The following is a 13729-nucleotide window of genomic DNA, read 5'->3' on the forward strand; positions in this document are numbered from 1 at the left end:
CTTTTGTAAAGCAGCTTAGTCGGCAATAAGCCGACTAAATGTGACCTTCATAATTGATGATTAAGAGTATCAGCCGTTGGATTTTTTTAAATACTGAAAATAGATATCAGATTAGGTAAAATTCAATTTCTTCAATTAAAGGCAGGGTAAGTTGACATAACTTACGTAGATCTGATTGTTGATTAAACGTGTTTCGTTTCATGCGAATGGCTTGGTAATGTATCTCGTAGTTGAGACTATTCATAATCGTTAAGTTATAAATCACTTTATCAGCCAATTCCGCCCTTTTTCCTAAAAAAACATTAATTTCTTCATTCCTCAAAAGCTCAATTAAATTTTTAGATAGCGAACTGAAAGTGTCACTATTCATATAATTGTCATCAGGGCCAGTAGGGTTGTTTAAAAAACTAGTGATGATGGTATTTACGGCATTCAGTCCATTTCCAAGGCGGTTATAATAATCGTTCACCTGATTGCTTTGTACAACAGCTGTGGCCACTTCAATTACAACAGATTCTTGTGCTCCCTGTATCTTCAGAAAATCCTCGAAATTCAGGCAGATAAATTGCTGCCCATCGGTGTATCTGCAAAATTCGTCGACCAGTTCGAACCGTGTGGAGATGGACTTTTTGTTGCCTTTTAGCATCCAATCATTTTTCTCATCATTAGTAACCAATACAATGTCAACCTTTTTGGCTTTCGCATACTCCAAAATTGATTTCCAAATCAGAAAATCGCCTATTGAGTTTACATCCTTAGCTTTATCCTGGTTTCCGGGAGGAATGTTATTGTTCATGCGGTCTTCAAACTCTTTGATCAGGTTGACTTCATCTAAGGTAGTTTCAATAATATTCGATGCGGTAAAGACATCGTGGTAGAGTTGGGTAACGGGATCAAACCAGTTCCATTCATTAACACTGGCCTGTAAGTCTTTTAAGATGGTTTTATATGGTTTAATATGCTCCGCGAATTCTTTTTTAAAGGCTAATAAATCTTTATAGGGCTTCAAGTCCTCTAATATCGGGTAATTTAGGTCTTTAATTACAGGGATGGTCGATAATGCTTTGTCTACTTCGGTGAAAAGCTCACTGATCTTTATTGACCTGTGTTTCGCAAATTCACGCAGGGCGTGTGCCGGGACTATTAGCCGCTCGGGCTTCAGCACGTCCAAATAAATGCGGCGGATCTCTTTCAGACTTTCCTGTCCTAAATTATAAGGAACTAAAAGAGAATTCGCATCGATCACGAATATCGCGCTTTTGATAAACTTATTAAGGTCAAGCTTGTGACCGGATAATATCGATAAGTGATCGGGATATTGCTTCTTATAAAGGAAATAGTTTTTCTCTTCTGGCATTGCGTTATTGTGATAGATAAAGTTTAGATTATAAATATAGGTTAATTTCCTAAATCAGGTTTGGGCATTTAATTACTATGCGGCTAAGAAACTATAAATAATTGTTATTGATGATGTTCCTAGAGTTTTTACATATACATTAAACCTCTGATCTCGTGCGAGTATGGCGCACTCGTACCATATTATATCCCAACAAAAAAGCCGCTTTACTTTCGTAAAGCGGCTTAGTAGCCCGTAGGGGAATCGAACCCCTGTTTCTAGAATGAAAATCTAACGTCCTAACCCCTAGACGAACGGGCCGCATTTTTGTAGTTGTAAGTTTTAAAGCTGCGGATTAGTGAATGATTTCATTTCAAATTACACAAGATAATTCAAAACTCAGTACTCACACCTCAAAACTGTTATAGTAGCCCGTAGGGGAATCGAACCCCTGTTTCTAGAATGAAAATCTAACGTCCTAACCCCTAGACGAACGGGCCTTTTATTTTAATTTAAAAGGCTTTAGTGTTTTATTCGGCAGCCTTAATGACTGATGAATATTGACTAATGACTACGCTTTTAAAGAACTGTTTCCCTTATTTTGGGATTGCAAAGATATAAGTTTGAATCAAAAATTAATAATCGAATTGAAAAAAAATTTCAAACTTACTTTATAACTATAAAAAAGGCCTAAATAGCTACCCAAATTGTATCTAAAAACCACTTTTTACTATCATAAAAATCTTTCATTGGTTTAAAACAGGCGGCGGCAGCCATTTTTCGGGTTTGTGCGAGGGTGTATTTTTGCGATACCTCCATGTAGATATATTCATCCTTAACAAAGCTGATTTCCTGCCCGCCAACGTTAACCCGCTGGTCTTTTAAACTAATCAGGTAACTTTTGCAGGCACCGGTTTCAGGATCGTAGGTTGGGTAATGATCAAACTGGGTGGTGTCAAAATCGGCCTCCAGCTCACGGTTAATGCGATCTAACAAATTAAGGTTAAACTGTTTAGTAATGCCTTGCTTATCGTTATAAGCATCCAAAATAATCTTCGGGTTCTTTTTCAGGTCGATACCAATCAGCGCCATATCGCCTTTTGAAAGATGCATGTGCAGCACCTTGCAAAAATCTTCAGCCTCATGCACCGGCATATTACCAATATTAGAGCCCAGGAAAAGCACCACATTACGTTTATCAGATCCGGCGGCGGCTTGTTTCAACATTTTAAAGTATTCGCCCTGCAGGCCTTTAATCTGCAAACCGGGAAGCTGGGCAGGCAGCGTTTCATTTAAAGAATCAATTACGTGGCCGGATATATCTATCGGCAGGTAAGTAAAGTCAACACCTGCATCCAGCAAACCTCTCAACAGGTGGATTGATTTGGTAGCATCGCCAGCCCCCAGTTCAATCAGGTTAAACGGCGAGCCATCAGCCTTAAGCGCTTTTACCAGCCCTGTGGTCTGCTCTTTAAATATTTCCATCTCGCAATCGGTTGGATAATATTCGTCGCAGTTCATAATGTCCTGAAACAGCTCGTCGCCACGGGTATCATAAAAATACTTGGCATCGAGATGTTTGGGCGTAGAAGTAAGGCCGCCGATTACATCGTCATAAAACTGACTGGTTGCGGTATCCACAGCGGTTATAGGTTCTTGATTTTTCAATTGGGTAGCTTGCATTGTGATTAAATTATCTGGCTAAACGGATACCATTAAAAAGCCAGCGCATACTTGGATGAAAGAAATTGCGGTAAGTTGGGCGACTGTGCCCCGGCGGCGTACCTTCTGATGCGCCGCGGAGTACCTTTTGGCTCACCATAAACTTACCATTATACTCGCCAATGGCACCAGGTGCTTTGGCAAAACCGGGATAAGGCAGGTAGGAACTCTCGGTCCACTCCCAGCTTTTACCCCATTTAAATTGAGCGGCAGCAGCCTCCCACTCAAACTCGGTTGGCAGGCGCAGGCCTTTCCACGAAGCATAAGCGTAGGCTTCGTAATAACTGATGTGTGTTACCGGCTCATCCAGGTTCAATGGCTCCAACCCACGGAAGGTATAGTTATGCCATTGTTCATCTATTAAGTGCCAGTAAAGCGGCGCTTCAATTTTGTTGGTTTTAACCCAATCCCAGGCTTCGGCATGCCAGTAGCGGAAATCATGGTAACCGCCATCGTTAATAAATGCTAAATATTCTTCGTTAGTTACCTGATTAGGGCTGATCTCGTAAGCATTGAGGTAAACCTTATGGCGGTTTAACTCATTGTCGAAACTAAAACCTTCGCCCTCAAAACCAGCTTCGTAAATCCCTTCGGGCATGCTGATAAAATCGCCATCAACACGCTCCGTTTTGGGCGAAGCATAGTTTAAATCGTAAGCCGGAAATAATGGGTTATGCCCGAGGATATATTTGATATCGTAATAAAGCAATTCCTGGTGCTGCTCTTCGTGGTTAAAACCCAGTATTAGCAGTTCTTTAATTTCGGCAAATGGTTCAGTAGCCAAAAAGCGGAACATCGCTTCATCAACATAAGCGCGGTATTTGTAAACATCCTGCACGGTTGGGCGGCTCAAATTGCCACGATCTGTACGGATTACACGTGCACCTACGGTTTCGTAATAACTATTAAAAACGTAATTGTACTCGGGATTGAACTCCTGGTAACCCATAAAATAGGGCTTCAGGATAAAGGTTTCAAAAAACCAGGTGGTGTGCCCCAAATGCCATTTAGGCGGGCTCACATCCACAATGGGTTGCACCACGTAGTCTTCGGTTTGCAGCGGGCTACAGATAGTTTCGCTTCGCTGCCTTATTTTTTTGTAACGGTCGCCTAATACGCTCATTGCTTTTACTTGCTATCCAAATATCGTTTAAGGTCTGAAATTGTTTTAATCTTTAAGTCATCCGCTTGTTGTTTTCGCATCATTAAAGCGTAGGCGTTATTAAAGCCAATGGGTTTCAGCCACTTTAGCTGATACCTTTTTTCAAACTCATCTTTTACGTATTGGTAGGTTTTATTTTTATCGATTGATAAGGAATCAATCACTTTTTGTTTGGGTTGAAGCATCACCAGCAAACCTGTCCCGGTGTATTCAGGATAGAGGTCGATTTGGTTATTAGTCAGTGCATCAAAGCAAATCTTGGTACCGCCTAAACCTGTTTTAGTTGATACCCGATAATCAGTATAGCCCTTAATCAGCATACTGTACATCTCGCCGAGGATATATTGCTCACCAAAAATTTTAGAACCGATACGTACGATATCTCCTGATCCATTACGATCTGCTTTGTACAGATGCTGCGCGACCAGGAAATCTTTAGCCACTTTTTCGGGAGTTTCGTGCAGATAATCGGTACGGTAATTCAGCGTCGTCATGATCGAATCATTGATATGGCCAGCCAGAAGGTTCAATGTTTTTTCCAGTTCAGGAAAGTGTTTTAAAGCATCTTCACGAACTACAGGCGCGGCATAATACGGTGGAAAGATCGCTTTATCATCATTTAGCACCACCAGGTTAAAAGCCATCAACCTACCGTCGGTTGAATAGCCGCTTATCACATCCAACTCCTTTTGATAGGCCGCCTTATACATCACCGCATCGCTAATTACCAGTGTATGGATTTTCAGGCCATATTTCTGTTTAAGGCCGAGATCGCCATCCTGCCTACCCATAAACTCAGGCGTAAACCCCGCTTTGAGTTTGCTACCATAAGCCGATGGAACAAGATAGATGAAGGATAAAAGAACAATAATTACAGGCAACACCTGCACTGCCACTTTCAATTTCTTCGCATTTAACTTTTGCACCAATGATAGCAGAAAATCGAATATGATTGCCAGTAATGCAGCAGGAATAGCTCCGGCCAAAATCATATTGGTATTATTAAGCGAGATGCCGCCGAAAATAAACTCACCTAAACCACCGGCTGCTATTAGCGAAGCCAATGTTGCCACGCCCACATTAATTACCGCAGCGGTGCGGATACCTGCCAGTATTACCGGCATTGCCAAAGGCAGCTCTACTCGTGACAATATCTGTTGCTTGCTCATGCCCATGGCTTGGGCAGCTTCCTTAATGGTAGGATCAACCCCGGTTATACCAGTGAAGGTATTGCGGATAACAGGCAATAGTGCATAGATCAGCAAAGCTGCAATTGCGGGTTTGGGACCGATACCCAGAACCGGGATCATAAAACCTAATAAGGCAATACTTGGAATGGTTTGCAGCACCCCTGCAATGCCCAGAACAATGCCAGAGAATTTTTGCCTGCGGGCGATGAAAATGCCCAATGGTAAGCCAATAATTATTGCTAACAAGAGAGCTATAAACGTGAGCCCGATATGCTCCATAGTTTGCGTTAGCAGTTTGTCCGACTGCTGCTGCATAAACTCCCACAGGGTTTGTTGATGTTCGTTCATACCTGCGGGCGTTGTTGATATTGATGAAAAGCCGACATCAACTGCTCGAACGTTACTGTTTTAATAGCGTCGGCATTTTGAATGGTTAACTGTTGCTGGGTTTGATTTTCGAACGCGGCCAAACTTGCCCATACACTGGTGTTTTGGTTTAAGCTTGATGATATGGATGCCAGTCCGCCTTCGGGCAACCGATCCCACAAATTGCCGATAGTTACCGTTTTAAACTCCAACTGAACACGCTGCGCATCTAAAAATTGCTTCACAAAATCATTAGCAGGGCTAAACAATAATTCCTGCGGGGTGCCGATTTGCACGATATGCCCCTGATCCATTAAACAAATGCGATCTGCCAGTTCAAAGGCTTCCTGCACATCGTGGGTAACCATGATGATGGTTTTGCGGGTAAGCTCATCCAGGTCTTTAAACTCAGCTTGTACCTTAGTGCGGGTAATATTATCTAAAGCACCAAAAGGTTCATCCATTAATAAAACCGGTGGATCGGCAATCAAGGCTCTCGCCAGGCCCACCCGCTGCTGCTGCCCACCACTTAACTGCGATGGATATTTATGCAGGCTATCTGCCGGCAGATGCAACTTCTCCAGAAGCTCGTTAGTGCGGCTTTCTATTTTGGCTTTGTCCCATTTGAGTAGACGGGGTACAACGGCAATATTTTCGGCAATGGTATAATGTGGAAACAGGCCTGTATTTTGCAGCACGTAGCCTATACCGCGGCGCAAACTTTCGGGCGATTGTTCTTTGATGTTTTTCCCATCGAAAAATATTTCGCCCGATGTGGGCTCTATCAGCCAATTGAGCATTTTAAGCGTGGTGGTTTTGCCGCAACCACTGGTGCCCAATAAAATAAGGTTCTCGTGTTCATTAACCTCAAATGAGATATTATCTACAGCTTTAACATCGCCATAGTGCTTACTGAGTTGCCGTACCGAAATCATACCCGTTAGTCCTCAATCTTCATGAACAAATTATTGAGCGACTCTGAATAGGTTGGGTGCGCAAATACACAGTATCTTATCCTATCGTAGGTAATGCCGCCCTCCATAGCCATTTGCAGTACCGACATAATTTCGCCGCCTTCTTCAGCTAAAACAGCCGCGCCTAAAATTTCTTTGGTTTTGGCATTAACAACAGCTTTCATAAAACCGCGGGTATCGCTCACCTCAATAGCACGAGCCACGTGTTTCATGGGCAGCACGGCTACCTTAATATCATAACCCTGTTCACGGGCTTGCTTTTCTGTCAGGCCTACACGGCCCAGTTGCGGGTCGGTAAACATGCAATAAGGCAATGGCCTGTCGGTTGTATTATAGTTAGTACCTTCTACCAGGTTGCGGTATACAATGGTATAATCATTATAGGCAATATGCGTAAAAGCAGGCCCGCCATTTACATCACCCAAAGCATAAATACCGGGCACATTGGTTTCCAGTTTTTCGTTTACTTTAATAAAGCCTTTTTCATCAAGTTCAACACCTGTTTTATCCAGTTGTAATGCTTCGGTCAATGGCTTACGGCCTGCTGCCAGTAGTATGTGCGAACAGGTAAATTCCTTTTGCTCACCACCTACAATTGTCGAGGCTTTTATCCCATCAGCTGTTTTTTCGAAACGATGCACCTCGGCTTTAACATAAATACCGAGGCCTTCTTCAACCAATATATCTTTCAATCCGTCTGATACATCTTCGTCTTCTTTAGCCATAATGCGCTCACTGCGTTCCAGCACGGAGATCTTACTGCCAAAACGGTGGAACATCTGCGCAAACTCCAAAGCCACATAATTACCACCGATGATGAGGATATGTTCCGGCACTTCTTCCAGATCAAGAATGCTGGTTGATGTCAGGTAATCAATATCTTTCAACCCATCAATCTCAGGGATCACAGGCGTTGCACCGGCATCCAGGAAAATCAGATCAGCTTGTACTTCTTCTTCGCCCCCATCATTTAGTTTTACTTTGATGGTTTTAGGTCCGGTGAAAGATGCTTCGCCAAACAGCAGGTCAAGGTTTTCGGTTTTTTCAATTGCATTTAACCCGCCATTACGTGATTTTAATACGATCTCGTCCTTGCGCTTTTTAACCTGCTTCATGTTGATATGAAAGCTATCGATAGTAACGCCCAGATCGGTACAGCGTTTAGCCAGGTAAGCTGCTTTCGCCGAGGCCACCATTGCTTTGGTTGGCGTGCAACCATCGTTAACGCATGTGCCGCCTATCCAGCGCTTCTCTATAATTAAGGTTTTTTTACCGGCATTGGCGAGTTTGCGGCACAGCGGTGAACCTGCCTGCCCGGCACCAATTACAATAGCATCATAATGCTTCATAACTTATTCGGTTACTTTAACGCCTTTCCAAAAGGCAACATAATCTTTAATCTGGCTGGCGGCCTCTTTAGGTTCGGGGTAATACCAGGCGGCATCCTTATTTTGCTCGCCATTTACGTTTAAGGTATAGTACGATGCCAGGCCTTTCCACGGGCAGGTGGTATGCGTTTCCGAGCTTTGCAGGTATTCTTTTTTTACGCTTTCTAATGGGAAGTAGTGGTTGTTTTCTACAACTATGGTGTCATTACTTTCGGCAATAACTTCATTATTCCAGGTTGCTTTCATGTTTTTTATTCTTAGGGTTGGATGGTTGATTTATAAAGGTACACTTTCTTTTTATGACATAATATGATTTTAGGAAAGCTGCTTTTTTTAACATTTAAACTATATAAAAGTTCGAATTATAGCTGGTTTGTAGTTCTTTACAACGGCAGGTTGTTATTCTTCACTTATTCGTTTTTAATAATTAACGTTACGTGTTCGAACGCCGATCCATCTATCATTTCCAAGTAATTTAATTTAGTATTTAATAAAATTAGGCTTGAGTTAAATCCAAGCTTAGTTCTATCCCGTATTTAATAGAAATATATTCTGTGTAGTTATGACTGTAGACGTAGCTTATAAAGTTAAAAACATAGCGGGCAACATTCGCCGCATCAGAGAGGGTAAGGGCTATACGCAAGAGTATCTGGCCATGAAGTTGGGTATTTCGCAAAACGCCTATAGTAAAATAGAGTTGGGTTATACCAAAATTACGCTCGAACGCCTTTTCCAGATTGCCAAAATAATAGAAGTAGAAGTGATTACCTTGATGGGTGATGTTAAATCATCTTTATCGATAGAGCAACCGCGTGCCGTTTCCTTATAAATAGCGTAGTATATTTGCAGCCTTAACAGCTGCAAATATGACTCACGAATTCTTAATTACATCAACCGAAAATTTCGTTAAAAAAACTTTAGCCGGCGCCGAATCGGGGCACGACTGGTGGCATATTTTACGCGTTTGGAACAATGCAAAGCTGATTGCCCAGACTGAAGACGTGAATATGACCATTGTTGAACTGGCTGCTTTGCTGCACGATATTGCTGACAGTAAGTTTAACAATGGCGACGAAGAAATTGGCCCCCAAACAGCAGCAAAATTTTTGCGCGAAATTGGTGCGGAAGAAACTGTGATTGAGCAGGTAGCTTTAATCATCAAACATTTATCGTTCAAGGCCAGTTTCGATGGACAAACTTACTTTTCGAACGAACTTGCCGTGGTACAGGATGCCGACCGCCTGGATGCCATTGGCGCTATTGGCATTGCCCGTGCGTTTACTTACGGCGGTTACAAAAACCGCGAAATGTACAACCCAGAAATCAAGCCCGATTTAAACCTTACCAAAGAGGCTTATAAAAATAGTACCGCACCTACCATCAACCATTTTTACGAAAAGTTGTTACTGCTGAAAGATAAAATGAATACCAGCACCGGTAAACAACTGGCTCAAAACCGGCACGATTTTATGGAACTGTACCTGCAACAGTTTTATAACGAGTGGGATGGTAAGTTGTAATGAATGCAACATTGTAATTTTAGATAAGTCTAAAAATTATTTTAGATTAATTTAATTTATCTATCTTTGTATAGATAAGGTTACATCCTTACGCCAAACATTTGTATTAATTTCACGCAACAGAAGCTTATGATTAAAAAAATACTCTTATTGATATTTTGCTTTGCAGTTTTAAAGTATGCTAATGCACAGGATACACTGAAGCAACAACGCTTTAACTTTCACTTCCAGCAAACGGTTATTACACAAAGTAAACCGGGTTTTAGCGCTGATTATAGCGGACAAAACAGTTTATCAACCGCTAAAGAAACCCAAACGTCATTAACCACTACCCTCTTTGGCGGTGCACGGTTATGGAAAGGCGCCGAGGCCTTTTTTAATCCCGAAATGTCGGGCGGTGCGGGTTTAAGTAAAACTTTGGGCGTGGCCGGTTTCCCAAATGGTGAAACTTTCCGTGTTGGACAAGCTGAGCCTAAGATCTATATTGCCCGCTTATACCTCACCCAGAATTTTGAATGGGGTAAAGAAAAGGACACTATAAAGGACGATCAGAACCAACTGGCCGGCTTAAAAAGTAAACGTTACCTATCGTTAACCGCAGGTAAATTCGGTATGGCCGATTATTTTGATGGTAATGCCTTTAGCCACGATCCGCGTACGCAGTTCATGAACTGGTCGCTGATGAGCAATGGCGCCTGGGATTACCCAGCCAATACCCGTGGTTATGTAATTGGTTTGTATGCCGAATTAGGCCAGCCGACGTGGAGCCTCCGTTTTGCTTACACCATGGTAACCACCACCGCCAACGGCGCAGTATGGGATGCCAAGATCGGCAAAGCCAATTCACAAACCTTAGAATATGAAAAACGCTATGGCGATGGCGACAAAAAAGGCACTTTCCGCGTGTTAGGCTTTTTAAACAATGGCAAAATGGGAAGCTACAAAGATGCATTAGCGCTCTCGCCCGTTAACCCGGTTGTAGATACCACCCAACGTTACGGCCGCCACAAATATGGTTTCGGTTTAAATGCCGAACAAAACATCACCAAAGATTTTGGCGTGTTTGCCAAAGCAAGTTATAACGATGGTAAAACTGAAACATGGTTTTTTACTGAGATCGACAGATCGATCAGCTTCGGTGGTATATTAAACGGCCAGTCGTGGAAACGCAAAAACGATGAGATAGGCCTGGCCTTTGTAGGCAACGGCATATCGAAAGATCACCGCGATTATCTGGCAGCAGGCGGGTACGGTTTCATCATCGGTGATGGTAAACTAAACTACAGCACCGAGATGATTGCCGAACTTTATTACAAGATCGATGCTTTTCAGCAGAAGTTTTTCATCACCCCCGATTACCAGTTTATCATGAACCCGGCCTATAACAAAGACCGCGGACCGGTGAATGTATTTTCGGTTAGGGCACACATAGAGTTTTAAGCTCAGAGGCAAGAAACAAGAGACAAGAATCAAGACATATAAAATAGGAAAGGCTGCAATAAATTGCAGCCTTTCCTATTTTATTAAAGCTCAATCCAACACGCAAAGCATCTTGTTTCCTGGCTCTTGTCTCTTGATTCTATTTTACACGTACATAAGCAAGCTTCTGCTCGCGCTTCTTTTTATTAGCCATAATTACGCCCACACCACCGGCTAAGAATAAAAGCCCGGTAGATACAGATAATAGCATCGTTGCGATATTCACCTGGTTAAATATGAATATCCCGATTAGTATGATAACAACTCCTATTGGTAACAGGATATAATTTGATTTCTTCATAATATCAATTTCGTTGATGTTTATATGTTAAACGCTTTATTAACACAAATGTAATGTACGGATTATATTATGACTTTGAGAGTAGAAAGGATTTACATTTCGGATGTCGGATGTTCGATTTCGAATTTACTCTACACGCACGTCATTGCGAGGACCGAAGCAATCGCGAACTTTACAGAGCTGCTCTGTAGGTCGGGGATTGCTTCGTTCCTCGCAATAACGTTTTGATTTCCAACTTGTCTCTTGGCTCTAGTTTCTTGGCTCTATAAACTAAGCGTGTCTTGCATGGTCATTTACAAATCTTTGGCCAACGCGCTTTTCATCAGATATATTAAAGGTTACACCAATCATAAACAACACAAACCCGGCAAACACCGGCCATGGAAACGAGCGGATCCCATTAATATAAACCCCTCTTACATGCGAATCCACAGCGTTATCCTGGTTTATGTGACCAAATACAAATAACCCCGCAATCATAATCACAACTCCTGCTACTAACAGAATATAGCTTGCCTTTTTCATAGTGGTATTTTATTGTTTATTAATACAACGGCAGCTTTTGTAAATAGTGTTAAATTAATTAGGGATGTGACTTTGAGATTAGAAAGCGAAGATTGATTTCGGAATTCGGATGTTCGATTTCGGATTTACCCACATGAACGTCATTGCGAGGAACGAAAGTTACTGTAGCTTTTAATACACTTTCAGGAGGCAAGAAACTTGCTTTCGGTATCACCATCAATCCTGCAAAATAAATCAACATAAAAGTAGCGCTGATAAAATTCATGCGCATGGCATTCTTAAAATTGGCATTGGCGGTTGATTTCCCCACCAGGTAAAACCAGTAATTAAAATAAAGAAACACAGGTAATGAGCAGATTAAAAAGCTATAAAACGGCTTTAGCGAAATAGGTTGCCAGTAAATAAACGTGAGGATAATGGCACTGGCAAATAACGACCCCGAAAAAATGAATGAGCCTTTATAACCCAGTAACAGGCTAATGGTACGGTCGCCACGGCGGCCGTCTTCTTCGTGCTGGTAAACCTGGGTTAGTGGGTACGATGCACCGATGAGGCAAGAGCAAATTGCCCCGGCAATAATAAAGCTGCCATCCCAATGCCTGAATAAGCTTTCACCGGATAGAGCCGAAAAGGTAGTCCAGTAAATAAAACAGCCCTGGAAAATAAATACAGTTAAAAAGCTAATGATCGGGAAACGCTTTAAGCGGGTTGACGGGTGGCTGTACATTTTAGACATAATACCGTACAGCAAAACCGCACAGGCAAACTGCCAGCTCACAATAAAACCCAGCCCAAAAGCCAGCACTTCCAGCAGTATCGAAAAATAATAAAGGCTAAGATCTACCTCGGGTGGTTTTTCGAGCAGGCCGATGCTGTCTTCATCTTTATCAAAATAACTGTTATAACCGTTACTGGCCGGGAAAGCAAGCAAATGCCAGACTATAAATATGATAATTGCTTTCAATAGATCCACCTGCGGTGCCTGGCTGTAAGCGAAGCAAAATACAGGCAGCAGGAAAATCGAAAACACAAAGCGCAGGTGCGCAATGGCCGATTTGGTGGGGACTAAATGTTTCAGCATCATTAAACTAAAGTAGCCATATTAAGGTCAATAAATTTATTAAGTTTGGGCTGCACCGGTTCAATTTAAACTAAAAACCCATACAACGTTTCACCGTTTGCAACGTAATTACAATAGATACGTTCCAAAACAGACAAAAGACTACATGAAAAGATTTTTTTTATTTATCGCCCTGCTCACCATCACAAACGCCTTTGCACAGATTAAACACACAGTAACAAAGTCGGCCGTTACGTACGAGATTAAAAATATGGGCATTGGTACCCACGGTACTTTCAGCGGCCTAACTGCCGATATAAAGTTCGATGCCCAAAACCTGGCTGCCAGCAGTATCGAAGCAAATATTGAAACAGCTACCCTAAACTCGGATAATGAGATGCGCGATAAGCACCTTAAAAGCGAGGATTATTTCGATATCGCTAAGTACCCGAAGATTACCATGAAATCTGTTTCATTTAAACATAAGAGCGGCGGCAACTATACAGGCATTTTTAACGTAACTATTAAAGACAAAACAAAAACTGTTGAAGTGCCTTTTACTTATACCGAGAGCGGAAGCACAGCATCGTTTAAAGGTAATTTTACCATCAACCGTCAGGATTTTGGTGTTGGAGGCCGCAGTATGGTGCTGGCTAAGGACGCTACAATTACGGTGGAGGTAGAAACCACAAAATAAATAAACACG

The 13729-nt window shown here is 42.1% G+C and carries 14 protein-coding genes and 2 tRNA genes; 4 read left to right on the forward strand and 12 right to left on the reverse strand.

Features of this window, described 5'->3' with window-relative positions:
- Positions 1–106: 106 nt before the first annotated feature.
- The 9 genes from PQO05_RS25000 to PQO05_RS25040 all read right to left on the reverse strand — a co-directional run bounded on the left by PQO05_RS25000 (position 107) and on the right by PQO05_RS25040 (position 8384).
- Entirely contained in the window at positions 107–1357 is a 1251-nt protein-coding gene (locus tag PQO05_RS25000) for a PIN domain-containing protein (protein ID WP_273630200.1), read from the reverse strand.
- A gap of 228 nt (positions 1358–1585) precedes the next feature.
- Positions 1586–1657: transfer RNA gene (locus tag PQO05_RS25005), tRNA-Glu, on the reverse strand.
- A gap of 107 nt (positions 1658–1764) precedes the next feature.
- Positions 1765–1836, reverse strand: a tRNA-Glu gene (locus PQO05_RS25010).
- A gap of 190 nt (positions 1837–2026) precedes the next feature.
- Positions 2027–3019, reverse strand: coding sequence for an L-histidine N(alpha)-methyltransferase (locus PQO05_RS25015; RefSeq protein WP_273630201.1), 993 nt, complete (start codon positions 3017–3019; stop codon positions 2027–2029).
- Positions 3020–3029: 10 nt separating this feature from the next.
- The gene (gene egtB, locus PQO05_RS25020; RefSeq protein ID WP_273630202.1) at positions 3030–4181 is read right to left on the reverse strand and encodes an ergothioneine biosynthesis protein EgtB; all 1152 of its coding nucleotides are present in this window, start codon (positions 4179–4181) and stop codon (positions 3030–3032) included.
- Positions 4182–4186: 5 nt separating this feature from the next.
- Complete coding sequence (locus PQO05_RS25025) at positions 4187–5758, reverse strand: ABC transporter permease/substrate-binding protein (RefSeq protein ID WP_273630203.1); 1572 nt, start codon at positions 5756–5758, stop codon at positions 4187–4189.
- Complete coding sequence (locus PQO05_RS25030) at positions 5755–6711, reverse strand: ABC transporter ATP-binding protein (protein ID WP_273630204.1); 957 nt, start codon at positions 6709–6711, stop codon at positions 5755–5757. Before PQO05_RS25030 ends, PQO05_RS25025 begins: the two co-directional genes overlap by 4 nt.
- A 5-nt stretch (positions 6712–6716) precedes the next feature.
- On the reverse strand, positions 6717–8099 hold the full coding sequence (locus PQO05_RS25035) for a mercuric reductase (protein ID WP_273630205.1): 1383 nt from the start codon (positions 8097–8099) through the stop codon (positions 6717–6719).
- 3 nt (positions 8100–8102) lie between these two features.
- The gene (locus PQO05_RS25040) at positions 8103–8384 is read right to left on the reverse strand and encodes a DUF427 domain-containing protein (protein WP_273630206.1); all 282 of its coding nucleotides are present in this window, start codon (positions 8382–8384) and stop codon (positions 8103–8105) included.
- A 316-nt stretch (positions 8385–8700) separates the two neighbouring features.
- Between PQO05_RS25040 and PQO05_RS25045 the strand changes: the two genes are divergently transcribed.
- From PQO05_RS25045 to PQO05_RS25055, 3 genes are all read left to right on the forward strand, one after another.
- Positions 8701–8967 (forward strand): helix-turn-helix domain-containing protein, encoded by a 267-nt coding sequence (locus tag PQO05_RS25045; protein ID WP_273630207.1) that lies wholly within the window; start codon positions 8701–8703, stop codon positions 8965–8967.
- Positions 8968–9004: 37 nt separating this feature from the next.
- A complete protein-coding gene (locus tag PQO05_RS25050; RefSeq protein ID WP_273630208.1) occupies positions 9005–9658 on the forward strand; it encodes an HD domain-containing protein in 654 nt (217 codons plus the stop codon).
- Positions 9659–9787: 129 nt separating this feature from the next.
- Positions 9788–11098 (forward strand): carbohydrate porin, encoded by a 1311-nt coding sequence (locus PQO05_RS25055; RefSeq protein ID WP_273630209.1) that lies wholly within the window; start codon positions 9788–9790, stop codon positions 11096–11098.
- A 139-nt stretch (positions 11099–11237) separates the two neighbouring features.
- Here the strand turns inward: PQO05_RS25055 and PQO05_RS25060 are convergent, their stop codons facing one another.
- The 3 genes from PQO05_RS25060 to PQO05_RS25070 form a co-directional block, all read right to left on the reverse strand.
- On the reverse strand, positions 11238–11438 hold the full coding sequence (locus tag PQO05_RS25060; protein ID WP_273630210.1) for a DUF308 domain-containing protein: 201 nt from the start codon (positions 11436–11438) through the stop codon (positions 11238–11240).
- A 270-nt stretch (positions 11439–11708) separates the two neighbouring features.
- A complete protein-coding gene (locus PQO05_RS25065) occupies positions 11709–11963 on the reverse strand; it encodes a hypothetical protein (protein ID WP_273630211.1) in 255 nt (84 codons plus the stop codon).
- 58 nt (positions 11964–12021) lie between these two features.
- Positions 12022–13047 (reverse strand): UbiA family prenyltransferase, encoded by a 1026-nt coding sequence (locus tag PQO05_RS25070; RefSeq protein WP_273630212.1) that lies wholly within the window; start codon positions 13045–13047, stop codon positions 12022–12024.
- Positions 13048–13189: 142 nt separating this feature from the next.
- On the opposite strand from PQO05_RS25070, the gene PQO05_RS25075 reads away from it, so the two are divergent.
- Entirely contained in the window at positions 13190–13720 is a 531-nt protein-coding gene (locus tag PQO05_RS25075; protein WP_273630213.1) for a YceI family protein, read from the forward strand.
- Positions 13721–13729: the final 9 nt, after the last annotated feature.

It is taken from the genome of Mucilaginibacter jinjuensis (genome assembly GCF_028596025.1).
Lineage (GTDB): Bacteria > Bacteroidota > Bacteroidia > Sphingobacteriales > Sphingobacteriaceae > Mucilaginibacter > Mucilaginibacter jinjuensis.

Bases quoted from the DNA above. Each gene is read 5' to 3' on its own strand.
- PQO05_RS25075 (WP_273630213.1), top strand. From the start codon at position 13,190: ATGAAAAGATTTTTTTTATTTATCGCCCTGCTCACCATCACAAACGCC.
- PQO05_RS25055 (WP_273630209.1), top strand. From the start codon at position 9,788: ATGATTAAAAAAATACTCTTATTGATATTTTGCTTTGCAGTTTTAAAG.
- PQO05_RS25045 (WP_273630207.1), top strand. From the start codon at position 8,701: ATGACTGTAGACGTAGCTTATAAAGTTAAAAACATAGCGGGCAACATT.
- PQO05_RS25030 (WP_273630204.1), bottom strand. From the start codon at position 6,711: ATGATTTCGGTACGGCAACTCAGTAAGCACTATGGCGATGTTAAAGCT.
- PQO05_RS25025 (WP_273630203.1), bottom strand. From the start codon at position 5,758: ATGAACGAACATCAACAAACCCTGTGGGAGTTTATGCAGCAGCAGTCG.
- PQO05_RS25000 (WP_273630200.1), bottom strand. From the start codon at position 1,357: ATGCCAGAAGAGAAAAACTATTTCCTTTATAAGAAGCAATATCCCGAT.
- PQO05_RS25065 (WP_273630211.1), bottom strand. From the start codon at position 11,963: ATGAAAAAGGCAAGCTATATTCTGTTAGTAGCAGGAGTTGTGATTATG.
- egtB (WP_273630202.1), bottom strand. From the start codon at position 4,181: ATGAGCGTATTAGGCGACCGTTACAAAAAAATAAGGCAGCGAAGCGAA.
- PQO05_RS25015 (WP_273630201.1), bottom strand. From the start codon at position 3,019: ATGCAAGCTACCCAATTGAAAAATCAAGAACCTATAACCGCTGTGGAT.
- PQO05_RS25050 (WP_273630208.1), top strand. From the start codon at position 9,005: ATGACTCACGAATTCTTAATTACATCAACCGAAAATTTCGTTAAAAAA.
- PQO05_RS25060 (WP_273630210.1), bottom strand. From the start codon at position 11,438: ATGAAGAAATCAAATTATATCCTGTTACCAATAGGAGTTGTTATCATA.
- PQO05_RS25070 (WP_273630212.1), bottom strand. From the start codon at position 13,047: ATGATGCTGAAACATTTAGTCCCCACCAAATCGGCCATTGCGCACCTG.
- PQO05_RS25035 (WP_273630205.1), bottom strand. From the start codon at position 8,099: ATGAAGCATTATGATGCTATTGTAATTGGTGCCGGGCAGGCAGGTTCA.
- PQO05_RS25040 (WP_273630206.1), bottom strand. From the start codon at position 8,384: ATGAAAGCAACCTGGAATAATGAAGTTATTGCCGAAAGTAATGACACC.